The organism is Actinokineospora diospyrosa, assembly GCF_024171925.1.
Classification (GTDB): Bacteria; Actinomycetota; Actinomycetes; order Mycobacteriales; family Pseudonocardiaceae; genus Actinokineospora; species Actinokineospora diospyrosa.
This window is the reverse complement of record NZ_JAMTCO010000005.1, coordinates 463,759-486,516: the sequence shown is the minus strand read 5'-3', so window position 1 is coordinate 486,516 and position 22,758 is coordinate 463,759. Positions and strand designations below refer to the sequence as shown.

Below are 22,758 nucleotides of genomic sequence, written 5' to 3'. Positions count from 1 at the left end.
ACGACACCCGTAGCGTCGTTCGCGGCAGGGCCAGTCTTTTCGGCCCCTGCTTTGCGGTCCTGCCACGGGTGTCGTAGGGGCCCCACGCAAAACAAGTTCGCCCCATCGAGCTCGTCGCATTGCCGCGGATCGGACGCCGAGCTTGCCGCTAGGCAACGAGGCCGTCCGCCCGGGCAGCCGAGCTCGCCGCCAGGCGACGAGGCCGACCCCCAGTCCACCCCAGGTATGACCCGCACCTCGACACCCAGACCGATCTCCGGGCCATCCCGGTTATGTCACGCTCCCCCCGGACGAAAGACTGAGTGCGGACGAGCACCCCCCGGTGGCAACCCAGCGCCGGTGCGGTGCGTCCCATGTCCCGAGCGCGGCCGGTGGGGGCCGCCGCGCGGGAGGATCGGCACCGGAGAGCCTGGTGCCCGCTGGTGGAGGGAACCCGACCCGTGGCCTTGCTGACCGACGTCCTGGAGTGGCTGCAGGCGCTGCCGCAGCCCGCCCTGGTTGCCGCGACCGGCGGCCTCGTGCTCGCCGAGTGCACCATCGGCCTCGGGTTCATCGCCCCCGGTGAGGGTGGCCTGCTGATCGCGGCCACCACGGTCAACAGCGTGCCGCGGTTCCTGATCCTGTGGGCCGTGGTGACGGTGTGCGCCGGGATCGGTGACTCCATCGGCTACTTCATCGGCCGCAAGTACGGGGTGAAGCTGCGCGACACCAAGTTGATCCAGAAGTACGGGGTGGACGGTTGGGACAAGGCCACCGACATCCTGCGCCGCCGCGGCGCGTGGGCGGTGTTCTTCGCCCGGTTCATGCCGGTGGTGCGGACGCTGACCCCGGCGGCCGCGGGCACCTCGAACCTGCCGTACCGCAAGTTCCTGCCCGCCGTGGTCGCGGGCGCGGCGTGCTGGTCGGCGGTCCACATCAGCATCGGCGCGGCCCTCGGTGAGGCGGCGCACCGGCTGGAGTCCTACCTCAGCGGCGGCGCGGCGATCCTGCTCGGCGCGGTCGTGCTCGTCGTGGTGGTCAAGGTCGTGCTCAGCAAGCGGAAGAAGGCCAAGAAGGCGGCCGAGGCGCTGACGCTGGTCGTGCCGACCAAGACCGTCGAGCGCCGCCCGGACGACGACCCGGAGCTCGAGCGGGTCTGATCCCCCACTCCAGGACACGCCCGCGGCGGCCGATCTCGTTCGAAGATCGGCCGCCGCGGGCGTAATCGCCGGTGGTGTTCGAGCGATTACCCGGGTGGGAAGGTTGCCTGCGGGCGGAGGGGGTCGGTGACCATCAACCCGGGGGGTGTGGTCGAGCCGGAGTTCACCGTGGTCGAGCCGCCGCGGTCGATCTTCCGGCGCAAACGCTTTCTCGGCGTGTTCCTGCCGTCCGCGCTGGTCGCGGTGGTCGGCGCGATCGCGCTGTTCGCGGGCGGGGTCATGGCGCTGCCGCTGCGCGAGGTGGTCGTGGTCAGCGGCAGGCTGGCGTCGAAGTCGGAGTTCTTCGCCGACGCCGAGGTGCGCCGGATCCTGATGGCGCACGGCATCCAGGTGTCGCTGGACCGGGCGGGCTCGCGCGACATCGCGGTCAACTCGATCGACGCCTACGACTTCGTGTTCCCCTCGGGGCAGCCCGCGGCCCTGCTGATCAAGCAGCGGCTGGCGCAGTCGGGGCACCGGCCCGCGAAGGTCTACAAGCCGTTCTTCTCCCCCATCGTGCTGGCCACCTACCGCGAGTACGCGGGCGTGCTGACCACGCCCCGGGAGGACCCCGCGGACCGCGGTGGCACCCCGACCGCGGTGGCCGCGCCCCAGCCGGTCGGCGACCCGCACCTGTACTTCGACATGCCGATGGAGCGGTTCATCGGGCTGGTCGAGGACGGCAAGACCTGGAACGACCTGGCCACCCCGCGGCTCAAGCTCAACAACAGCAACCGGGTGCTCGCGCAGACCTCGGACCTGTGCTCGTCGAACTCCTCGGCCACCTACCTGGGCCTGGTCGCGTTCGTGGCCAACAACAACGTGATCCCGCAGACCGAGGCCGACGCGCTCGCCCTGGCCAAGAAGATCAAGCCGCTGCTGACCGCGCAGGGGCTGCCCGGCGACGACATGTCCCGCAGCTACCTCGCCCCGGACGGGCAGGGCCTCGCGCCGATCGCGGTGATCTACGAGCACCAGTTCCTCGCCCACCAGCTGCGCACGCTGGAGCAGACCGGCAAGCTCGACGAGCGCAGGGTGCTGCTCTACCCCGCCGCGCAGCTGCAGACGGTGCCGGAGTTCCTGGCGCTGACGCCCAACGGCGAGCGGCTCGGCGAGCTCATCCAGAACGACCCCGCCCTGCGCAGGCGGGCGCTGGAGCTGGGGTTCCGGGTGTTCGAGGCGGACGACACGCTGACCACCGGCCAGTTCGCCGAGTTCCTCACCGCGCGCGGGCTGCCGGTGCCCAGTTCCGGGGTGGGCGACACCGAGACGTTCCTGCCGTCGCTGCCGCTGCTGGAGAAGATGATCACCGAAGTCGGCGAGTGCCGGTGAGGGCCGCGGCGCTGCTGGTCCTGCTGGCGGTGCTCGCGGGCTGCGTGGCGGGCCGGCAGGAGGAGATCCGGCTGACCGTGCTGGCCGACCGGGAGCTGGCGGACCTGGAGCCGCTGCTGGCGGACCTGCGCCGGGAGACCGGGGTCGAGTTGGCGCTGGAGTACGTCGACGACCCGGAGACCGAACTGGCTTCGGGGAAGTACCGGCACGACCTGGCCTGGCCGGTGACCGACCGGTTCCTGCACCTGCGGGAGAAGGCCGCGGGCCGGGGCAACGCGCTGCCGACCTCGACCACGGTGATGGCCTCGCCGCTGGTGGTCGGGGCGCGCCCGGCGGCGGCGGCGCGGTTGCGCGCGGTGGCGGGCGGGGGCGAGCCGTCGTGGGCCGATGTGGCCGACCGCGCGGCCGCGGGTGAACTGCGGTTCGGGATGACCGATCCGAGCGGGTCGGGCTCCGGGCTGGCGGCGCTGGTCGGGGTGGCGACCGCGGCGGCGGGCACCGGTGCGGCGCTGACCGCCGAGCAGGTCAGCTGCGTCGCGCTGGGCGGGTTCCTGGCCGGGCAGGTGTTGCGGCCGCGCACGAGCGCGGAGCTGCTCACCCAGTTCACCGCCCGCCAGTCCGAAGTGGACGCGGTGGTCGAGCACGAGTCGACCCTGTTGGCGCTCAACGCGAGCGGGCGGCTGCGCGAGCCACTGGAGATCATCTACCCGCGGGACGGGATGATGCTGTCGCGCTTCCCGCTGATCCTGCTCGACCCGGCGCGGCGCGAGGGCTACCAGCGGGCCACCGCGTGGTTGCAGGGTGAGCGGGCGCAGCGCTGGATCATGGACCACACGGCGCGGCGGGCTGCCGACCCCGGCGTGGAGCGGCCGCAGCGGTTGCGGGCGCCGATCGGCAACGCGCTGTACTTCCCGGACCGGCAAGAGGTTCTGGACGCGCTGCTGACCGCGTACCGGAGGTTGACCTCGGGCGGCGCGCACCAGGTGGTGTTCGTGCTGGACTTCTCCGCGTCGATGGCCGGTCCGCGGGTGGACCGGCTGCGCGCGGCGTTCGCGGCGTTGAGCGGGACCGGGACCGGGGGGTTCGCCCGGTTCCACGTCGGGGAGACGATCACCGTGCTGCGCTTCGCCGGGACGGTGTTGCAGCAGCACGAGGTCACGGTCGCTGGACAGTCCGATGTGGACTCCTTAGCCGGGGTGGTCGCCGCACCGGCCGACGGGACGGGGACGGCGATCTGGTCGGCACTGGAGCAGGGCTACCGGTCGGTGCGCGGCGACGCGTCGGTGGTGCTGATGACCGACGGGGAGAACAACGCGGGCATCAGCGCGGCGCAGTTCCTGGGGGCGGGGGCGCGGCCGGTGCCGACGTACGCGATCGCGTTGGGCGAGGCGGATCCGGTGGAGTTGGGCGAGGTCGCCCGGTCGACCGGCGGGCGGGTGGTCGAGGCCACCGAGGCGGCGCTGGAGGCGGCGGTGAGGGAGATCCGTGGCTGTCGATAGGGCTCTGTGGTGGTCGGTGTGGTGGCCGTGGGCGCTGGTGTGGGCGGCCACGGCGGTGGCGATCGTGGTGGCGGTGGGGGCGCTGGCGTGGGCGTGGCGGTCGCGGCGGCGCTTCGCCCCGGTGCGCGAGGTCCCGGGGCTGACGTTCTACCTGCACGAGAAGTCGGTGATGGACCTCTACCTCTCCGGCGGCTACGGCGACGCGATGCGCAGGGAGGTCGAGGAACGCGTTGGCACGAACCGCGACCACAAGATCGCCCTGAAGGTCCGCGACGTCGGTGTGGACGGTGGCCGCACCAGCGGGCGGGAGGTGGTCAGCCGCTACATCACCACAGCGGAGCCGATCGCGGTGATCGGCGTCCTGCTCGACGTGCTGGGCGCCGCCGACGGCGTGGTGCACGTCGACCTGCGCAAGCGCACGATCGTCCGCAACGCCGCGCTGACCCGCGTGAACGGCGACGCGGCAACCCTGCGGCTGCGCGCGATCGACGACTACGTCTCGGTGCGCGGGTCGTTCCGGGTGAGCGAGCAGTCCGGCTCCCGAACGGTGTTGCTGGCCCCTTTCGGCGACCCGGACGACCCCGAGGAGGGCCCGCAGGTCCGCATCGAGTGCCACCAGGACGGCTTGCGCGACGACGAGATCCCGGACGGCCCGTTCCAGGCGCGGTGCCTGGGCAAGGTCCAGTCGTGGAAGGCGGGGACCGGGGAACTGGTGATCCGCCCCATCGCCATCTTCCAGTGACGCCCTAGGGCCGCTTGTCGCCTTCCAAGTACATCCCGCTGGCGATGTCGAACACGTCGTCGAGGCTCAACGACCCGCAAACCCACACCGGCCAGTCGAAGTCGTTGCGCACCAGGTACCCCACCGGCTCGGCGGCGGGCAGCGGCTGGGCGAGCTCGGCCTGCCCGCCGTTCGGGTCACGCGTCCAGTCCATCGCCCTGTCCCCTGTCCAGTCGGCAACCGTCTCGCTTCATCGGCTCTGTCTCGTTGACGCTGTCGTGTCGGCGTACTCGGGTCTCAACCATTGGCGAGCACCTCGCCCTCCCCCTGGGCGCGGGTCGCCAGGTAGGAGTAGAAGGCCGTGCGGCGCAGGTAGATCACGGCGGTGACGAAGGCGTTGGCCCCCGACAACAGCACCGCGACCAGCCACGACCAGTCGTTGACCCAGAGCACCGAGACCGGCAGCCGGTGCCAGCTGATGACGTCGTCCAACCCCTTGTGCCCCAGGAACAACCCGGTGCTCACGATGGAGATCAGGACGGTGCAGCTGAGGCTGATCCGGGCGGCGAGGGTGCCTTCGAGCAGCCGCCGCCCGGCCGCGTCGAAGCCGAGCCAGGCGCCGACCACCGCCGGGAAGACCAGCAGGAACGCGGGCGCGTCGGTGTCCGCGTCGGGGGTCCGCGAGCTGACCACGCCGACGATCCAGACCAGCGCCAGGCAGGCCAGCGCCGACACCACGGCCCGGAACAGCGAACCCGGTGGTGTCTCGAAGAACTTCAACCGCACGCTCGGCCGCTCGAAGCGGCGCTGGCGGGGGCCGGTGACGACCTCGGCGGGCTCGGGGAAGAACCGGGTGTAGACGTGCGCGTGCGGCTGCCCCAGCCGCCTGCGGAACCGCACGTGCGGCGGCACGTACTCGTGCTTGGCCTGGCCGTGCAGGGTGGCGGCGCTGTCGACGAGGTTCTGGTCGCCCAGGTAGAGGTCGTCGGTCCCGGTGACCCGCAGGTGGTAGGACTGGCAGGTGCTGGCCATGACGATGCTGAAGGTGAGGTCGATGGGGCGGGCGCCGAGCAGCAGTGCCAACCGCTGCCTGCGCGAGGACAGGTTCAGCTCGGGGACGAGGGTCTGCTGGAACTTCACCAGCGCCCGGCCGTGGCAGTCGATCGGCAGCGGGACGACGATGGCGTAGTTGAAGGTGAGCATCCGCACGAAGTCGACCGCCAGCCGCAACGCGTTCTGCTGGGCGGGCGAGGCGTTGGCGGGCAAGCGGACCCGACTCTCCCAGTTGTCCACTTTGGCCATGTCCGGGGCGAACCCGTCGGCGGAGCGGCGGGCGACCATGAGGGTGAGCGCCGCGCGTTCCGCCTCGACCGCGGCCTCGGGCAACGCCTGCGGCGTGGTGACACCCGTGGCGCTCATGAGCAGTTGCCGCAACACGGTCGCCGCGAGTTGGAGGTATTGCCGGTAGGGCAGCACGTGCAGCGCCTCGCCATCGGCGCCGTAGACGCTGAAGTCGTCCTGGAACTTCGACTTGCGCGGGATGAGCACCGGGAAGTAGACCGACGTCAAGCGCTTGCGCCCGTTCGCCTCGCGCGGCAGCAGCTTGCGCGGCACCTCGACGTCGATCGATACCCGTTGCCGCACGGTGCGCTGGTCGAGCTCGTAGGTCTCGACCAACCGCTGGCGCAGCTGCCTGCTCTGCACGACGCCCTGGGCGAAGATCAGCGCCTGCGCCGCCGAGCACAGCTTCGTGTCGATCGCGGCCTCCTGCAGCGGAGCGATCGCCGAGGGCGGCACCTGGCGCAGGGTCAAGATGCCGTGCCCGGACTTGAACCGCAGCTGGTGGCGACGGCGGAAGTAGGCGAACAGCGCGCCGAGCGCCAGGCAGAACGAGACGGCCTGGACGCCGGTCCACACCCCCAGCCCGAGGTCACCGAGATCGCCGAGCAGCAGCGGCAGGTCGGGGACGGCGGGGAGGGCGAAGAACACGGCCAGCGCCAGGCTGGGCCAGCGCACCGGGCCCCACACCGAGGTGGTGCTGATCGAGGTCCCCGCGACGCCCACCCGCTCGACCTGCGCCGACTCGCGCCAGTCGAACGACGCGCCGGTGTGCTCGGAGAGCACGCGCTTGGCGCCGTCGACCCGCACGGCGCGCGGCGGCTCGCCGAGGAACTCCAGGCGGTGGGTCAACCGCAGCACCGGGAGTTGGACGTCGAAGCGGTCGGTCATCCGCCGGGACCGCCGCAACCGCACCGGTTTCGGCAGCGCCTCGACGAACGTGAACTCGACCGGTGGGCGGCGGCCGGGTCCCGGCGGGTGGAGACCGGGGCGCAGCACGAACTCCGTGCCGCCGCCGACCAGCCTGGTCTCGACGACGGTGGCGTCCTCCACTCTGGCCAGTCGAGCGCCATCGGCAGCGCGGTAGGTGAAGTGCGCGCTGGCGTCGACCGCGAACCCCCCAACCAGGTGCCTACGCCCTTCCAGCCTGCCGTCGACGTAGACCGTGGTCACCCGGTGCTCCCGGACCAGGAAGCCACCCGGCACGCTCGGACGGCGCAGCCGTTCGGGAGCCGCGGAGTAGTGCCCGCCCATCAACCGCAGGGCGAGTTCTTGGCTCGCCTGCTCCTCAAGATGCGAGCAGTCGGCCTCGTCGAGATCGGGGTGGCCGCCGGTGAAAGCGAGGCGCCGCGCCTGCAGGGTCGTCTCCTTGTCGGAATCCAGCCCCCAAGCCGCGCGCAGGGCGGCCGCGGCCAGCGGCTCGAGCGCGTCGAGGGCGGTCCGCAGCCGCAGGAGGGCGACGTCGGGGGTGTCCTCGGTCCAGCCCGCGGCAGCGCGGATGGCCGCGCCCGGCTCGGTCAACAGCACGTCAGCGGTCACCGGGGCGGTATCGCGCAGGCCGAGCAGCACCTGGTCGAGCGCGGTGCCCGCTGTCCTGCGGTGTGACCTGTCCACGGCGTGCGCACCTCCGAGACATCGGTGCCGAGTCGGCTCGCCTTGAGTCTCGTACGGCGTCCGGTACGCGTTACCCCGTTCGGCCGGGGACGTCCGATTCCCACGCCGAGGACCACCGCGCAATCGCGCGTGAATTCTGTTATGGGGATCTGAGATGACCCCAGACGTGTTGGCGCAGGTGCAGTCTTTTCTAGGAATTGACACCCTGCACCCGGGAGCGAGAATGCTTCGACGTCTTATCCCAGCCGCCGCGCTGGTCGCGGCCGTGGTTGGTCCCGCGCCGCCCATTCTGGCCGCTGAGCTGGGCGAACCGGTCGCGGCACCGGTGGCCGCGCCCTCGCCGGTCACCCGGACCGGGGCGAGCGAGTCGGCGAACACCGCGATCCGGTATGGCAATACTGGTAATTCCTGGCGCACGGAGGTCAAGGCGCCGGGCGCGACTTATGTGAAGGTGCATTTCGCGCCGCTGAAACTCGTGGCCGGTGACTACGTGACCGTCGCGTCCCCCGACGGCCGCGAGGTCTACACCTATTACGCCGACCGGAGCAAGGGGTCGCCGTTCACCGAGCACGGCGGGCCGGGCTTCGCGGCGATGTCGGTCGACGGCGACACCGCGGTGGTCACGCTGCACGCCACCGGTGCCCGCCACGGCGCGCAGCTGACCCGGCAGGGCTACGGCACCCGGGTGACCCGCTACGACCGCGGGTTCGCGACCGCTGAGTTCGCGGCGAACAACCCGCGGCCGTTCAGCGTGTGCGGCAACGACGCACGCAAGGACGTGGTCTGCTACCAGAACAGCCACCCCACCGAGTACGCGCGCTCGCACGCGGTGGCGCGGCAGCTGGTCAACGGCCTCGGCTCGTGCACGGCGTGGCGGGTCGGCAACACCAACCGGATGCTGACCAACGCGCACTGCGTCGCCGACGCCGCCGAACTGCGCTCCAGCGAGTTCCAGTTCGACTTCCAGTGCGCGACCTGCGGTGGCAACAACCCGCGGACCGGCACCAAGGTCAGCGGGCAGGACCTCATCCGCACCAGCTCGCTGCAGAACCTGGACTACACCCTGTTCAGCGTCAGCAACTTCGAGAGCATCCGCCAGTACGGCACGCTGTACCTGGACGTGCGCGAGCCGACCGCCAACGAGCGCATCTACATCGCGGGCCACGGCGACATCCTCCCCAAGCGCATGTCCCTCTTCGAAGAGTCCGACGGCGGCGCCACCTGCAAGATCGACGTGGTCTCCTCGGGGGTCAACACCGGTTACCGCTGCGATTCCTCGGGCGGGAACTCGGGCTCCCCGGTCCTCGCGGGCTCCTCCCACAAGGTGATCGCCCTGCACCACCTGGGCGGCTGCCCGAACTGGGGAACCCGCATCACCCTGGTGTACAACGAGATCCGCAACGACATCGACAACACCAGCGGTATTCCCGGCACCCCGGTCCTCGCGCTGACGCCCTCCTCGGGCACCGTCGCACCGGGCAGCACCGCCACCGCCACCCTGCAAACCCCCACGATCAGCGGCAACCCCACCCTCACCCTGAGCGCCACCGGCGCCCCCGTCGGCACCTCCGCCGTGTTCAGCCCGAGCGCCGTGACCGCGGGCCAACCGAGCACCCTGACCCTCAGCGTGGGCACCACAACCGCCCCCGGCACCTACACCATCACCGCCTCCGCCACCGGCGCGACAACGACCCCGGCCACCTACACCCTGACCGTCTCAGGTGGACAGACCCCGTGCCAGGGCATGAAGGTCACCAAAACCGGCACCCTGACCCCCGGCGCCTCCCAATACCAACCCGACGGCTCCTTCTTCCAAACCACCGCGTCCGGCGCCCACAAGGCCTGCCTGACCGGCCCCACCTCCGCCAACTACGACCTATACCTCCAAAAATGGAACGGCTCCACCTGGCCCACGGTCGCTCAAGCCACTACCGCAGCCGCCAGTGAAACCCTCACCTACAACGGCACCGCGGGCTACTACCGCTACCAAGTCAAATCCGTAACCGGCAGCGGCACCTACACCCTCGGCTACAACTACCCCTAACCCACCCCGGCGGACTTTCGTCATCCTACGAGGACACAGAACCATGGGTGAACGACGAACGGCTCACACGCAGTTCGTCGTTCACCCATGTCACTCTACGCTGTTACATGCTTGACACAGCAACAAGCCGACTCTCGATCGGTGGGCCGACCAACGTTTGCCGCGAAGGCTCCGCGTATTCCGCTAAACCAAATCGCTTATGACCCAGCTCTCCAAGTGCGGCAAGCGAAGACGGTCATTGGCTGCAGAGCAACGCCGCCCATCTCGATGCGGCGGCGAATCCGGCTCGGCGCGCACTAGAACCGCAGCTGGCCACCGCGACCTCCCGGCAAACCAAGATCCCTCAGATATGTTAGCCTCGCGTTGACCGCAGCCGAGAAGTGCCGCCAGTCCAATCTCTCGACCGGCTCCTTCGGCAATGGCTCAGCTTCCGAGGAAGTGATATAGCAAACTGCATCATAGATTTGTTCATCCATGAGCCGATCACAGAAGATCGCAAAGCGATCCTGATAGGAAGTCCCTTCCCAGATACTGTCTACCGGCAACGCACCCTTCTTCAGCGCGATATTCTTCTTGCGCGAACCAGGGCCGTCCTCCATGATGAAGAAGTACCCCAACCAGGGCTTCTCCCCCGGAAAGAGGTCGGCAAGCGCCGCCCGCCTGAGGTCCATGGCGCTTCCTAGCGCCTCCTCCACTCGATTGTTGTAGTTGTTCCCATAAGAAGGCCCGCCAAGCGCCTTGAGTTCAAAGGCTGCAACCAGGGTATCCCGATAAGTCACGACCAGATCCCACTGCTTCTGCGGGCGAAAGTAGCCGGGCAACTCCAGTCGCTGCCGCTTGGACACCCGGATCGCTTCGGGTGGAAATCCTGCGTCGACGAAGAACTTGGCCATTAGCAGCGCGATCGAGTCGAAGTGCTTCCCACCACGTACCGCAGCAGCCGTACCAGCCCCTACAGCGTCCTTGATCGCAGACAGTTCACGCTGCATCTTCTTCGCGTCCCAGTATGCGACGACAGCGCTCTCGAAGTCCTCGCGGGTTACTGTCAAAGTTCACTCCCCCTACTCCGGTATCTCAGCGATCCCATAAGCCCGCATCGCTGCGACTGTCGCAGCTCGTACGTCGCGTTCGACGAATGCGTCTGAGAGAGCCACCTTATCCTCATCGCTGATCGCATCAGCCGCCGGTATGCGGATCTTTCGCAGGTACTGAGCCTGAAATCGCAGTGTACCGCCACGCATCTTGACGGCATACGCGCTCACAAAAGCTTCAGCCACCTCCGACAGAAGCAGGCCACCGAGCACCTTCATATCCCAGACATTCGAGACAACGAAGTAGAGGTTGTGGTGAGGGTACAGCCCACCCTCGTCCAGCACGGGATGAATCGTCATCTTCATGTCGGGCAGAAGAAGTTTCGGCCTGCCGATCAGACTGTGGTCGACCTTGTCGATGGTCTTATACCACTTGGCGGGCTGTTTGGCCGCCACGTATCGGTTGCGGAGCACATCTGCGTGGCTCTCGTAGTACCGAGCCAGGCCCGGATAGTCGGCGAGGTTGACAAGCTCACCCGCACAACTCCACGGGTTCACCAGGCAGCTTCCACCCCATCTGAGCTCGCCACTCCTCGTGTCACGAACCATTGCCAGCGGAAGCAGCCGATCGCGCTCCACACCAGTCTGCCCGTTGCCGTCCACAACGAATACCTTGTCGGCCCCGGTAGCGATTCCAATCCCCACGCGCGTACCGGTCGCCTTGTCTTCCAGCAGCGGGAAACGACCCGCCAGTTCCTCAAGCATGGCCAGCCGAGCAGGCGATGCGGCGGGCCAGGAGTCGCCATCCTTGAACCAGTGCGGCAACCGAGCAGCGTGGTACGAAGCCGTACGGACCCGATTGCCCCGACCCGACACCCAGTGAAGAAGCTTCTTCGCTTCAGGCGCATCGAAGTCGCGAGTGGCATCGGCGGCGATCGCATTCGATTGCTGCCCGTTTCGAATGATCGTGATGGCCGGGTAAGCCGTCACCGCTTCGTCGAAGGCATCAACATCATGCATCGTCAGAACCATTTCCACGCTGTAAGACTCGGCTACCATCCTCCGTAGCTCGCGACCGTACTGATTTCGCATCCAACGATCGGCGCAGATGTAGCCGAGGCGTCCCCCGGGCTTCAGGTTGCGCAAGCCGACCTCGTAGAAGCCGACATAGATGTCCGCCCGACCGCCCATGGTCGGACAAGCTCGCCGATACGCACGAGACCGTACGGCGGGGACGTCCTCCAGGCGAATGTAGGGCGGGTTGCCCACTACGAAGTCAGCACTGTCACCCTCTGGCTGTCGCAGGAGGTAGTCAGACTGGAACACCCAGTTCCGCACGGCGGCATCGACTTCGGCATCGCCCCAGCCGCCAGCCAGCAACTGCTCCCTCGCTCGGTCACGAGTCAGCTTGACGTTGTGATCAAGCAGATCTGACGCACGGATAGCCTGGTGCGCCTCGGACAGCGGGACCCCGTAAGTGCGGCATGACTCGCTCAAGCGCTCGACGATGGCCTCTACGAACGCTCCGCCACCGCAGGCGGGCTCCACGATGACCATGTCCGAGAGGCGCTTCTCGGCGGTGTACCCGACCAAGTCGAGGATGACATCGACAACCCATCGACGAGTGAAGACTTCCCCGTGTTCAACCGCCTGCCGCATCTCCTCCGGCAGATCGAGACTGTCGAGGGCAAAGAGTTCCGAGGTCACCACGGGATGACCTTAGCTTGCCCACCATCGCCACCCGTGCCGCATCGCCGCACGACCAAACCAACCCCGGGCAAGGCTGATCCGCACAGGCACGGCGATACAGGGTGAACCTGTCACTGGGAGTCAACCAATCGATCAACCAAATCGCCATTGTCCAGGTTCGGCCGACAAAGCTGTCGCCAGACCACCCCAGCTTTGATTGGTGGGCGCAGCAGGATTCGAACCTGCGACCGCTCGGGTGTAAACCGAGTGCTCTCCCGCTGAGCTATGCGCCCGGGTCCGTGCCCCCAACCGCAAGGGGGCACGGGGTTGAACTTACAGCGCCGCTACGGCCTTCTTCCAGGCTTCCTGGTCGCGGGCCTCGCCGGGGCCGTTGATCTCGGCGAAGCGGACGGTGCCCTCCGTGTCGATCAGGAAGGTGCCGCGGTTCGCCAGGCCTGCCGCCTCGTTGAAGACGCCGTAGAGCTTGGCGACGTCGCCGTGGGGCCAGAAGTCGGAGAGGAGGGGGAACTGGTAGTTCTGCTGCGTCGCCCAGGCCTTGAGGCTGAACGGGGTGTCTACGGACACGCCGATGACCTGGACGTTGTTGTCGGTGTAGTCGGCGAGCTCGTCGCGGACCTGGCAGAGCTCGCCCTGGCAGGTGCCGCTGAAGGCGAACGGGTAGAACACCAGGAGCACGTTCTTGGCCCCCCGGTAGTCCGCCAGCGCCACCGGCTGCTTGTTGTAGTCGTTGAGCGTGAAGTCCGGGGCCTTCGAACCGACCTCGACCGCCATACCCGGCATCCTCCGTGGCTGGGGCGCGTCGCCGCGCCGAGACTGTGCCCGGTCAGCCTAGGCCACCCGGGTGGGTGAGCACCCGGGTGACCGCCAGCACAGGTTCAGCGCTTGGGCTTGGCTGACTTGGGCGCCACCAACCTGGTACCGGACCAGTCCTGGCCGACGCTCACGCTGGAGGTCTGGGCCAACCCCGCGGTGGGCACCGCCTCGGCGATGTCGCTCGGTTCGACGTGCCCCGGCCTACCGGTCTTGGGCGTCAGCACCCAGATCACGCCGTTGTCGGCGAGGGGTCCGATCGCGTCCATCAGGGTGTCGACCAGGTCCCCGTCCTCCTCGCGCCACCACAGCAGCACGATGTCGACGACCTCGTCGGCTTCCTCGTCCAGCAGGTCGGAGCCGATGCGCTCCTCGACGGCGGCACGCAGGTCGTCGTCGACGTCCTCGTCCCAGCCGAGCTCCTGGACTACGTTGCCGGCCTCGATCCCCAGCTTGTCGGCGACGTCGGCGTTCCCGGCGTCTCCCGCGGCCACCACGGTGTCACTCCTCCAGTTGTGCTCGCGCGGTGCTCCAACCCCCTCGTCCGAGGGTCGTCGACCGCGTTGTGCCTGTTCGGTTAGGCGATAGCGAACACTGACAGTGGCCACCTGCGCAACCGTCCGCTGTTCGACACGCCGCCCGAGGTTGCCACGCGGGCCGGTCGGGTACCCCCCGAACCGGACCGCGCGAGCGACCCCACTGCGTTGTACTGAACAGTAAGGACGACACCGCCGCCCGGCGAGCGGAACATGGCAGAGTGTCACTCAAGCGCGTGGTATCGCGCGCGCGAAAACTTGTCCTCTGATCAGGCTGGAGCTCCGAGTTGGCCACGCAGAAAAACCAGCCCGCCCACGAGCGCGTCCGCGTCATCCGCGACGGTCTCGCCGCGCACCTCCCGGACATCGATCCCGAGGAGACCGCGGAGTGGTTGGAGTCCTTCGACGCGGCGTTGGCCGGTGGCGGGCAGCAGCGCGCGCGCTACCTGATGCTGCGGCTGCTCGAGCGGGCCAGGGAGAGCCACGTCGGGGTCCCGGCCCTGACCAGCACCGACTACGTGAACACCATCCCCACCGAGAAGGAGCCCTGGTTCCCCGGTGACGAGGAGGTGGAGCGGCGGTACCGGGCGTGGATCCGCTGGAACGCCGCGATGACCGTGCACCGCGCGCAGCGCCCCGGCGTCGGCGTCGGCGGGCACATCTCGACCTACGCGTCCTCGGCCGCCCTCTACGAGGTGGGCTTCAACCACTTCTTCCGCGGCAAGAACCACCCCGGCGGCGGCGACCAGATCTACGTGCAGGGCCACGCCTCGCCCGGCATCTACGCCCGCGCGTTCCTCGAGGGCAGGCTCTCCACCTCGCAGCTCGACGGGTTCCGCCAGGAGCTCTCGCACGCCGGGCCCGGCGGTGGCCTGCCGTCGTACCCGCACCCGCGGCTGATGCCGGACTTCTGGGAGTTCCCGACCGTCTCCATGGGCCTGGGCCCGATGAACGCCATCTACCAGGCGCGGTTCAACCGCTACCTGCGCGACCGGGGCATCAAGGACACCTCCGACCAGCGAGTATGGGCGTTCCTCGGCGACGGCGAGATGGACGAGCCGGAGTCGCGCGGCCTGGTGCACGTGGCGGCCAACGAGCAGCTCGACAACCTCACCTTCGTGATCAACTGCAACCTGCAGCGGCTGGACGGGCCGGTCCGCGGCAACGGCAAGATCATCCAGGAGCTGGAGGCGTTCTTCCGCGGCGCGGGCTGGAACGTCATCAAGGTCATCTGGGGCCGGGAGTGGGACGCGCTGCTGCACGCCGACCGCGACGGCGCGCTGATCAACCTGATGAACACCACCCCCGACGGGGACTACCAGACCTACAAGGCCAACGACGGCGCCTTCGTCCGGGAGCACTTCTTCGGCCGCGACCCGCGCACCAAGGAGCTGGTCACCCCGATGTCCGACCAGGACATCTGGAACCTCAAGCGCGGCGGCCACGACTACCGCAAGGTGTACGCGGCCTACCAGGCGGCGACCGAGCACGTCGGCCAGCCCACGGTGATCCTGGCGAAGACGATCAAGGGCTACAACCTCGGTCCGCACTTCGAGGCGCGCAACGCCACGCACCAGATGAAGAAGATGACCCTGGACGACCTCAAGGCGTTCCGCGACACCCTGCGCATCCCGATCTCCGACGAGGACCTCGAGAAGAACCCGTACCTGCCGCCGTACTTCCACCCCGGCCAGGACGCCCCGGAGATCCAGTACCTGCAGGAGCGGCGCCGCCAGCTCGGCGGGTTCCTGCCGGAGCGGCGGACCAAGGCCAAGACGCTGGCGCTGCCCGGCGACAAGGTCTACGACGTGCTCAAGCGCGGGTCCGGCAAGCAGGAGGTCGCCACCACGATGGCGTTCGTCCGGCTGGTGCGCGACCTGGCCAAGGACCCGGAGATCGGGCCGCGGCTGGTGCCGATCATCCCGGACGAGGCGCGCACGTTCGGCATGGACTCGATGTTCCCGACGCAGAAGATCTACAACCCGCAGGGCCAGCTCTACACCTCGGTCGACGCGTCGCTGATGCTGTCGTACAAGGAGAGCGAGCAGGGCCAGATCCTGCACGAGGGCATCAACGAGGCAGGCTCAACCGCGTCGTTCACCGCCGCGGGCACCTCTTACGCCACCCACGGCGAACCGATGGTGCCGATCTACATCTTCTACTCGATGTTCGGCTTCCAGCGCACCGGCGACGGCCTGTGGGCGGCGGCGGACCAGATGGCGCGCGGGTTCGTGCTCGGCGCCACCGCGGGTCGCACGACGCTGACCGGTGAGGGCCTGCAGCACAACGACGGGCACTCGCTGCTGCTGGCGGCGACCAACCCGGCCGTGGTGGCCTACGACCCGGCGTGGTCGTTCGAGATCGCGCACATCGTGAAGGACGGTCTGCGCCGGATGTACGGCGAGCAGGCCGAGGACATCTTCTACTACCTGACGATCTACAACGAGCCGTACCAGCAGCCCGCGGAGCCCGCGAACCTCGACGTCGAGGGCCTGCTGCGCGGTCTGTACCGGTACGCCGAGGCGCCCTCGACCGAGGGGCCGCGGGCGCGGATCCTGGTCTCCGGCGTGGCGATGCCCGCCGCGCTCAAGGCGCAGCGGCTGCTGGCCGAGGAGTGGGGCGTCGGCGCCGAGGTGTGGTCGGCGACCTCGTGGGCGGAGCTGCGCCGCGACGCGGTCGAGGTGGAGCGGCACAACCTGCTGCACCCGCAGGCCGAGCCGCGGGTGCCGTACGTCACCTCGGTGCTCACCGAGGGCGTCGGCCCGGTCGTGGCGGTGTCGGACTGGATGAGCGCGGTCCCGGACCTGATCCGGCCGTGGGTCCCCACCGACATGTTCACCCTGGGCACCGACGGGTTCGGTTTCTCCGACACCCGCCCGGCCGCCCGGCGGCACTTCCTGGTGGACGCCGAGTCGATCACGGTCGGCGCGCTGGCCGCGCTCGCCCGCCGCGGTGAGGTCTCCCGGGACAAGGTCACCGAGGCCGCGAGCCGCTACCGCATCGACGACGTGTCCGCCGCCGGTCCGCAGACTTCGGACCCCGGCTCCGCCTGACGTGCGCTCGGCCGGGTCCCCGCGTGTGCGGGGACCCGGCCGAATGCGTCTAACGGGCCCTATAGGCGCCTCTCGCGGGTGTATTCGGTGAATGCCGCCCCAGATTGCCCGGGATGGCGCTACGGCCCGCTGAGCGCCTTACACGGTCGCGGGCACCTGATGCTTGGCGGAGCGGTACCAGGTGACCCAGCCGTGGATGACCAAACCCGCGAAAACGGTGTAGACGAGGGCGCTGAACCACAAGCCGCCTTGTAGCTGCAACGGCACACCTACGGCGTCGACCACCAGCCATACGAGCCAGAACTCGACCAGGCCCCAAGCCTGCAGGGCGAACGCAAGCACGGTCCCGATGAAGATCGCCGCATCCGGCCACGGCGCCCAAGAGGCATCCAGCGCGTCGAGGACCAACGCGAACCCGGCCGTGCCGACGACAAAAGCCGCCGCGGTCGCCAACAACTCACCCCGCGTGGCCCGCCGCACCGCCACCCCGAACACCGGATCCCGGCGGCGCGCCCACGCCCACCAGCCGTAGACGGCGATCAACCCGACCACGACCTGGCGCACCGCGAGACCACCCAGGTGCGCGGACACGTACACGGTGAACAACAACACCACCGACGCCAACTGCACCGGCCACGTCCACAACGTCCGCCGCTGCGCCAAGAACACCACGGCCAACGCGAAAACCTGGCCGAACAGCTCCGCCAACGCGATCCGCTGACCGAACACCGAGATCGAGGTCTCCAGCAGAACCCCCACCACGCCCCCTCACCCCACGCGACCGGACAGCTACCCGAACACCGGGCCCGGCCCGCTTGTTCCCAGGGTGACCGGCAGGCCGGTACCCGGCGGCGAAATGCCACGAAAGAGGGAACTCCCCCGCCTCGCCTGGCACCCGCCCCCGCCGCGCTCCATAGTGGAACTACCGGTGGGGACCGGGGAGATGGGCCGCCCGGCATCGAGCGCACCGACATGCCGGGCGGCCCGCCCGATTGGCTCTGCGTGTTCGCGGAACGCGCTCAGTTGATCGGGCGTTTGTTGTATCTGGGGGGCGACCCCCCAGACCCCCACGGTGCGGTGGTGGGGAAGGTGCGGAGCGGCGGGAGTGCGCGGAGCGCACGGAGCTGCGGAGCACCTGGACAACCTGGGCGGGGAAGGTGTGGAGCGCGGAGTCCGGGGGAGCTTGCGTAGCGGACGGAAGAGCAGAACACCCGGAGTGGGCGTGGCTCGCTTGGGCCTGGCGGCCCTCGCATCGAGTGGGTGGGAAGGTGCGGAGCGGCGGGAGTGCGCGGAGCGCACGGGGCCGTGGAGCACCTGGACAACCAGGGCGGGAACGTAACTTTCACTGATGAGCCTCTACAGCGTCGGACGGCGCTCGTGTGGGGCTCGCTTGGCCTGCGGCCGTTGCATCGGAAAGTGAAGCCTGGTTGGCCTTTGGCCGTCGCATGGGCAAGTGGGGCCGCTTGGCTTGGGGCATGGCGTCGAGGGTTGGGTGAGGGTTCGGGTGGGGGGTGGGTCACGGTTGGGTTACGGGGGCCAACTGTGGGGGTGGAGGCGGGGGTAGTGGGGGGTGTGGACGGGATGAGCGGGATGGGGCGGGCTCCGGAGGGGGCCGAGGGGTTTGCGGAGTGGGTTGGGCCGCATGTGGGGGTTGTGGCGCGGGTGGTGGGGCGACTGGGGGTCGGGCGGTTGGGGGCGGGGTGGGGGGTTGATCGGGACGACGTGGTGCAGGAGGTGTTGGCGCGGGCTTGGGTGAAGCGGCGGCAGTACGACCCGGCTCGGGGGTCGCCGCGGGTGTGGTTGTTGGCGATCGCGGCGGACCAGGTGCGGAAGGCGGTCCGGCGGCGGGGGCGGACCGCGGGCTGGGCGGCGGGGTGGACGGGTGACGACGCCGAGCAGGTGGTGGCGGTCGTGGGAATCGCGGGGGCGCCGGGGGCGGAAGCGGTGGCGGCGCGGGTCGATCTGGGGCGGGCGCTGGCCGGGCTGACCGAACGGCAGCGGCTGGCGGTGGATTGCTTCTACTACGCCGATCTCAGCATCGCGGAGACGGCGGCCGTCATGGGGTGCGGGGAGGGGACGGTCAAGTCGACGCTCTCCGACGCTCGGGCGAAACTTCGAGAGCGGTTGGAGATGTCCGATGGGTGATCCGGTTGACGAGCTGTTGCGGGCGGACGGCGAGCGGTGGCGGCTGGCGCAGCCGGAACCGCCGGAGCCCGACGTGCGGCGGTGGCGGGGTGGGCACAGGTCCGCGTACCTCGCCGTTGCGGCCGCGGCGGTGGTGGTGATCAGCGTCGGGGCGGTGGTGGCCTGGCCGAAGGCCGCGCCGACCACGCCCGCGCAGCGGGTGGAAAACCCTGCCACGGTGGCGATCCCGACGGTGACGTGGGTCGTGGGCAGGACGTTGGAGTTGCGTTTGATGCAAGACGGGCCGGCCCAGGCGACCGGGACGGTCAGCGAATCAGCGGGGCAACGCCTGCTGTGCCCGCCCGTGCCGACATTCGGGGAGGGGTGCCCGATCGGCCTCCCGTTCACGGGGGTGCAGGTTCCCGTCGGCTCCGAGGTCACCCTGAAGGGCACTTTAAGCGGCGGGGTGCTGCACGACGCCACGTTGGGCACGCCTGCCCCGAACAGCGACGGGCACACGGACATACCGATGGACTGCGCCCCGCCGCCGGGGGGCTGGCAGCCGGGCAACGCCGACAGCAACGCGCTGCACGACTACCTCTACGCCCGCCCCGACCGGTTCCACCCACCCAGGGTCGACTACCCCAACGGCCCGCTGGTGGTGCCGACCGGTGAACCCGGCACCCGGCCGCCGGAGGTCCTGGTGGTCGGGGTCGTCACCGGCGACCCCCGCGCCGAGCTGCGGGAGATGCGGGCCCGCTACACCGGGAACCTCTGTGTGATGTCCACACCGGACTGGAGCACCATCGCGGACTACAACCGGGCCGAGGAGGTGTCGCGCTCGAAGGCGCTGACCGACCTGATGGCGGACCCGGCCAACGGGATCTACCAGATCAGCTCAACGAACGAGATCGTCGTGGACGTCGTGCGGCTGACCGTCGACTTGCACAACAGGCTGATCGCGGCCATCGGGCGGCAGGCCCCGCTGCACGTCCGGTCCTGGCTGACCCCCGTCTACCCGTGATCAGGCGGGGCGCACCCAGGGGTCGAACTCCACCAGCGCCATCGGCAGGGAACTGAACCCGGACACCAACTCCGGGGTCAGCACCACCAGGTCGACGGTGAGCTTGTCGGCGGCGCTGGTGGCGTAGATGCCGAACGCCGGGTCGTTCAGGAACGGCTCGATCGCCTTCTCGGTGGCGTCGCGGACGTGTGCCTGGTCGGCGATGCTGAGCCCGGCACCGGCCGCGACGACGCACAAGTTGCCGGTGTAGCGCGACTCCAGCGCCTTGCGCACGTCGGCGAGCTCCCCGTGCACGACCTCGACCACCATGACCCGGGCCTGGCGCGCCACGTCCTCGGTCGGGACGTTCCCGGACGGGAAGCCGTTGGGCCAGGCGATCCAGGGCTGGCGGAAGTCCTCGGGGTGCTCGTCGACGACGTAGCGGTGCAGGTCCTTGGTGTCGGCGTCGTTGTTGGTCAGCCACCCGCCTCCCGGGGCCGGGCACGGGACGGCGGGGTCGGGCGGCGTGGACGCGGGCGGGGCGGGCTCCTGCCGGATCACCTCGAAGGTGCCCGCCCGCCAAGTCCCGCGCAGCGTCACCGGGTCGGGCAGGTCCTTGCCGTCGACGCCGGTGATCGGGACGTTGAACCGGCAGCGGTCCGTGTCCACCCCGCTCATCGGCGCGGGTGCGCAGAACCGGGAAGGCTTACCGGGCTCCGCGAGTACGAAGCCGGTGGCGACCACCTCATCGCCGTCGTGGACGACGGGCAAGTCCGCCGGTTTCGAGGAAGCCCCGGACCCGACACCCGCGGACGTCTCGCCGAGGGAGATCTCCGGTTGCGCCTCGGCCGCGCACGAGGTCAACGCCACGACCGCGGCGATCAAAGCGAGCGAGGCGATCCAGGTGAACACCCGACCCCTGTCCCCCACCGGGCACCTCCACGTAGCCGGTACCGATCAAGTCTGGCGGCGGTGTCCCCCGTGGGCAAGCCGGTGTGACGTGCGAGAGTTGGGGAATGGGAGTGGTGGGATGAGTTCGGCGTCGGAAGGGCTGTCCGCGGCGACGCTGGCGGCGGTGGAGCGGGCCTCCGGCAAGCTCGCGGCCGCGGCGGTGGCGACGATGGACGAGCAGTTCGCCTGGTTCGGCCGGATGCCCGCCGACCAGCGGGCCTCGGTGCTGCTGGTCGCGCAGAACGGCGTCGCCGGGTTCACCGCGTGGCTGCGCGACCCCCGCGAGGCGCTGCGGCTGACGACCGACACCTTCCGCGGCGCGCCGCGGGACCTGTCGCGGTGGATCAGCCTGCGCCAGACCGTGGAGATGGTCCGGGTGTCGCTGCAGATCTTCGAGGACCTGGTGCCCGACCTGGCCGCCGACGACGCCGAGCGGGCCGTGCTCTCGGAGGCGGTGCTGCGCTACGGCCGCGAGGTCGCCTTCGCCTCGGCCATGTCCTACGCCTCGGCCGCCGAGGCCCGCGGCGCCTGGGACGCGCGGCTGGAGGCCCTGGTCGTCGACGGGATCGTGCGCGGCGACGCCGAGGAGTCACTGCTGTCGCGAGCCGCCGCGCTGGGCTGGGACCCGGCGGCGGAGGCCACCGTGCTGGTCGGCAACCCACCCTCCGACGACCCGCCGACGGTGGTCTACGAGGTCCGCAGCCGAGCGGCGCGGGCCGGGCGACCGGTGCTGCTGAGCGTGCAGGGAGCCCGGCTGGTCATCGTCCTCGCCGGACCCGCCGAGGACGCCGTCGACCAGGAGGTCCTGGCCAAGATGTCCGCCGCCTTCGGCGACGGCGCGGTCGTCGCGGGCCCCACCGTGTCCAGCATCGCCGAAGCGCACCGCAGCTCCTCGGACGCGCTGTCCGGGCTGCGCGCGGTGGTCGCCTGGCCAGACGCACCCCGCCCGGTCCGCTCGGCCGACCTGCTGCCCGAGCGGGCCCTGGCTGGCGACCCGGAAGCCGAGTGGCAACTCATCGACCGCGTGGCGCGCCCGCTGGAAGAGGCGGGCGGCGCGCTCCAGGAGACGGTCGAGGCATACCTGGCCACCGGCGGCGTCCTGGAGACCTGCGCCCGACAACTCTTCGTCCACCCGAACACCGTCCGCTACCGCCTGCGCAAAGCAACCGAACTGACCGGCCGCAACGCAGGCGACCCGCGAGACGCCCTAGTCCTGCGCGTCGCCCTGGCCGTCGGCCGCCTCTCGCGCTCGCGCGGCCTCTGGTAGCCACCGCTCCCCCAGGAACCGGGCCCAGCCCACCTAGCCAATCGCTAAACACCCGGACGCCGAGGTGCCAACCCAGCCCCCGTCAGGTCCGCCCCAACCCACCCGCTCAACCCCGCGCTCCTCGGAGCCGCCGGTGCCAACTGCTCGATGGGGCGGACTTCCTTTGCGCGGGGGGACGACACCCGTAGCGTTTCCTCGCGGCAGGGCCAGTCTTTTCGGCCCCTGCTTTGCGGTCCTGCCACGGGTGTCGTAGGGGCCCCGCGCAAAGGAAGTCCGCCCCATCGAGCCCACCGCACCACCAGGACCGAGCCGCGAGGTTGCCGCCAGGCAACGAGCAGGCCCCCCTCGCTCGCGACGCCGCAGGCGAGCCGAGCACGTCCCCCCAGGTAGGGACCGCCGCACTAACAGAGGGCAACAGCACAGTGTCGGACACGACAACTGACAACGAATCGCCATCGCGAGTGGTAATAGGGTCGTCACTTTTGGAGGTTCTCCACAAAGTCGGTGCCCCGACTTGGTGAGTGACGGCATGCGCCCCGGCGGCCGT

17 protein-coding genes and 1 tRNA gene are annotated in these 22,758 nt (G+C 69.7%); 9 read left to right on the top strand and 9 right to left on the bottom strand.

Annotation, left to right across the window (positions count from 1 at the left end; translation table 11 throughout):
• The first annotated feature begins 440 nt into the window (after nucleotides 1–440).
• The 4 genes from LV75_RS11730 (at nucleotide 441) to LV75_RS11715 (ending at nucleotide 4,751) form a co-directional block, all read left to right on the top strand.
• Entirely contained in the window at nucleotides 441–1,139 is a 699-nt protein-coding gene (locus tag LV75_RS11730; protein ID WP_253886846.1) for a DedA family protein, read from the top strand.
• 126 nt (nucleotides 1,140–1,265) lie between these two features.
• Complete coding sequence (locus tag LV75_RS11725; protein WP_253886845.1) at nucleotides 1,266–2,510, top strand: hypothetical protein; 1,245 nt, start codon at nucleotides 1,266–1,268, stop codon at nucleotides 2,508–2,510.
• The gene (locus LV75_RS11720; RefSeq protein ID WP_253886844.1) at nucleotides 2,507–4,009 is read left to right on the top strand and encodes a vWA domain-containing protein; all 1,503 of its coding nucleotides are present in this window, start codon (nucleotides 2,507–2,509) and stop codon (nucleotides 4,007–4,009) included. The genes LV75_RS11725 and LV75_RS11720 overlap by 4 nt, the downstream gene beginning before the upstream one ends.
• Nucleotides 3,996–4,751 carry a hypothetical protein gene (locus tag LV75_RS11715; protein WP_253886843.1) on the top strand — a complete coding sequence of 252 codons (756 nt, stop codon included), beginning with the start codon at nucleotides 3,996–3,998 and terminating at the stop codon, nucleotides 4,749–4,751. Before LV75_RS11720 ends, LV75_RS11715 begins: the two co-directional genes overlap by 14 nt.
• A 4-nt stretch (nucleotides 4,752–4,755) precedes the next feature.
• Here the strand turns inward: LV75_RS11715 and LV75_RS11710 are convergent, their stop codons facing one another.
• Together LV75_RS11710 and LV75_RS11705 are read right to left on the bottom strand one after the other, a co-directional pair.
• A complete protein-coding gene (locus LV75_RS11710; protein WP_253886842.1) occupies nucleotides 4,756–4,944 on the bottom strand; it encodes a hypothetical protein in 189 nt (62 codons plus the stop codon).
• A gap of 83 nt (nucleotides 4,945–5,027) precedes the next feature.
• Nucleotides 5,028–7,682, bottom strand: a complete 2,655-nt coding sequence (locus LV75_RS11705; RefSeq protein ID WP_253886841.1) for a hypothetical protein — start codon at nucleotides 7,680–7,682, stop codon at nucleotides 5,028–5,030.
• 223 nt (nucleotides 7,683–7,905) lie between these two features.
• Between LV75_RS11705 and LV75_RS11700 the strand changes: the two genes are divergently transcribed.
• Entirely contained in the window at nucleotides 7,906–9,726 is a 1,821-nt protein-coding gene (locus tag LV75_RS11700; RefSeq protein WP_253886840.1) for a S1 family peptidase, read from the top strand.
• A gap of 296 nt (nucleotides 9,727–10,022) precedes the next feature.
• On the opposite strand, the gene LV75_RS11695 is transcribed toward LV75_RS11700, so the two are convergent.
• The 5 genes from LV75_RS11695 to LV75_RS11675 all read right to left on the bottom strand — a co-directional run bounded on the left by LV75_RS11695 (nucleotide 10,023) and on the right by LV75_RS11675 (nucleotide 13,774).
• A complete protein-coding gene (locus LV75_RS11695) occupies nucleotides 10,023–10,775 on the bottom strand; it encodes a PaeR7I family type II restriction endonuclease (RefSeq protein WP_253886839.1) in 753 nt (250 codons plus the stop codon).
• A gap of 12 nt (nucleotides 10,776–10,787) precedes the next feature.
• On the bottom strand, nucleotides 10,788–12,467 hold the full coding sequence (locus LV75_RS11690; RefSeq protein ID WP_253886838.1) for an Eco57I restriction-modification methylase domain-containing protein: 1,680 nt from the start codon (nucleotides 12,465–12,467) through the stop codon (nucleotides 10,788–10,790).
• Nucleotides 12,468–12,664: 197 nt separating this feature from the next.
• A tRNA-Val gene (locus tag LV75_RS11685) sits at nucleotides 12,665–12,739 on the bottom strand.
• A 40-nt stretch (nucleotides 12,740–12,779) separates the two neighbouring features.
• Complete coding sequence (locus tag LV75_RS11680; protein WP_253886837.1) at nucleotides 12,780–13,238, bottom strand: peroxiredoxin; 459 nt, start codon at nucleotides 13,236–13,238, stop codon at nucleotides 12,780–12,782.
• A gap of 104 nt (nucleotides 13,239–13,342) precedes the next feature.
• Entirely contained in the window at nucleotides 13,343–13,774 is a 432-nt protein-coding gene (locus LV75_RS11675; protein ID WP_253886836.1) for a DUF3052 domain-containing protein, read from the bottom strand.
• Nucleotides 13,775–14,100: 326 nt separating this feature from the next.
• Between LV75_RS11675 and aceE the strand changes: the two genes are divergently transcribed.
• Nucleotides 14,101–16,866 (top strand): pyruvate dehydrogenase (acetyl-transferring), homodimeric type, encoded by a 2,766-nt coding sequence (gene aceE / locus LV75_RS11670; RefSeq protein WP_253886835.1) that lies wholly within the window; start codon nucleotides 14,101–14,103, stop codon nucleotides 16,864–16,866.
• Between the two features lie 138 nt (nucleotides 16,867–17,004).
• Here the strand turns inward: aceE and LV75_RS11665 are convergent, their stop codons facing one another.
• The gene (locus LV75_RS11665; protein WP_253886834.1) at nucleotides 17,005–17,625 is read right to left on the bottom strand and encodes a nicotinamide mononucleotide transporter family protein; all 621 of its coding nucleotides are present in this window, start codon (nucleotides 17,623–17,625) and stop codon (nucleotides 17,005–17,007) included.
• An 822-nt stretch (nucleotides 17,626–18,447) separates the two neighbouring features.
• On the opposite strand from LV75_RS11665, the gene LV75_RS11660 reads away from it, so the two are divergent.
• Nucleotides 18,448–19,011, top strand: coding sequence for an RNA polymerase sigma factor (locus LV75_RS11660; protein WP_308210921.1), 564 nt, complete (start codon nucleotides 18,448–18,450; stop codon nucleotides 19,009–19,011).
• A complete protein-coding gene (locus tag LV75_RS11655) occupies nucleotides 19,004–20,014 on the top strand; it encodes a hypothetical protein (RefSeq protein ID WP_253886832.1) in 1,011 nt (336 codons plus the stop codon). The genes LV75_RS11660 and LV75_RS11655 overlap by 8 nt, the downstream gene beginning before the upstream one ends.
• Here LV75_RS11655 and LV75_RS11650 read toward each other — a convergent pair whose 3' ends face one another.
• Nucleotides 20,015–20,923, bottom strand: coding sequence for a hypothetical protein (locus LV75_RS11650; RefSeq protein WP_253886831.1), 909 nt, complete (start codon nucleotides 20,921–20,923; stop codon nucleotides 20,015–20,017).
• A 100-nt stretch (nucleotides 20,924–21,023) separates the two neighbouring features.
• Between LV75_RS11650 and LV75_RS11645 the strand changes: the two genes are divergently transcribed.
• Nucleotides 21,024–22,211, top strand: a complete 1,188-nt coding sequence (locus LV75_RS11645; protein WP_253886830.1) for a PucR family transcriptional regulator — start codon at nucleotides 21,024–21,026, stop codon at nucleotides 22,209–22,211.
• The last annotated feature ends 547 nt before the right edge of the window (nucleotides 22,212–22,758 follow it).

Bases quoted from the DNA above. Each gene is read 5' to 3' on its own strand.
- LV75_RS11710 (WP_253886842.1), bottom strand. From the start codon at position 4,944: ATGGACTGGACGCGTGACCCGAACGGCGGGCAGGCCGAGCTCGCCCAG.
- LV75_RS11660 (WP_308210921.1), top strand. From the start codon at position 18,448: ATGAGCGGGATGGGGCGGGCTCCGGAGGGGGCCGAGGGGTTTGCGGAG.
- LV75_RS11680 (WP_253886837.1), bottom strand. From the start codon at position 13,238: ATGGCGGTCGAGGTCGGTTCGAAGGCCCCGGACTTCACGCTCAACGAC.
- LV75_RS11700 (WP_253886840.1), top strand. From the start codon at position 7,906: ATGCTTCGACGTCTTATCCCAGCCGCCGCGCTGGTCGCGGCCGTGGTT.
- LV75_RS11655 (WP_253886832.1), top strand. From the start codon at position 19,004: ATGGGTGATCCGGTTGACGAGCTGTTGCGGGCGGACGGCGAGCGGTGG.
- LV75_RS11645 (WP_253886830.1), top strand. From the start codon at position 21,024: ATGAGTTCGGCGTCGGAAGGGCTGTCCGCGGCGACGCTGGCGGCGGTG.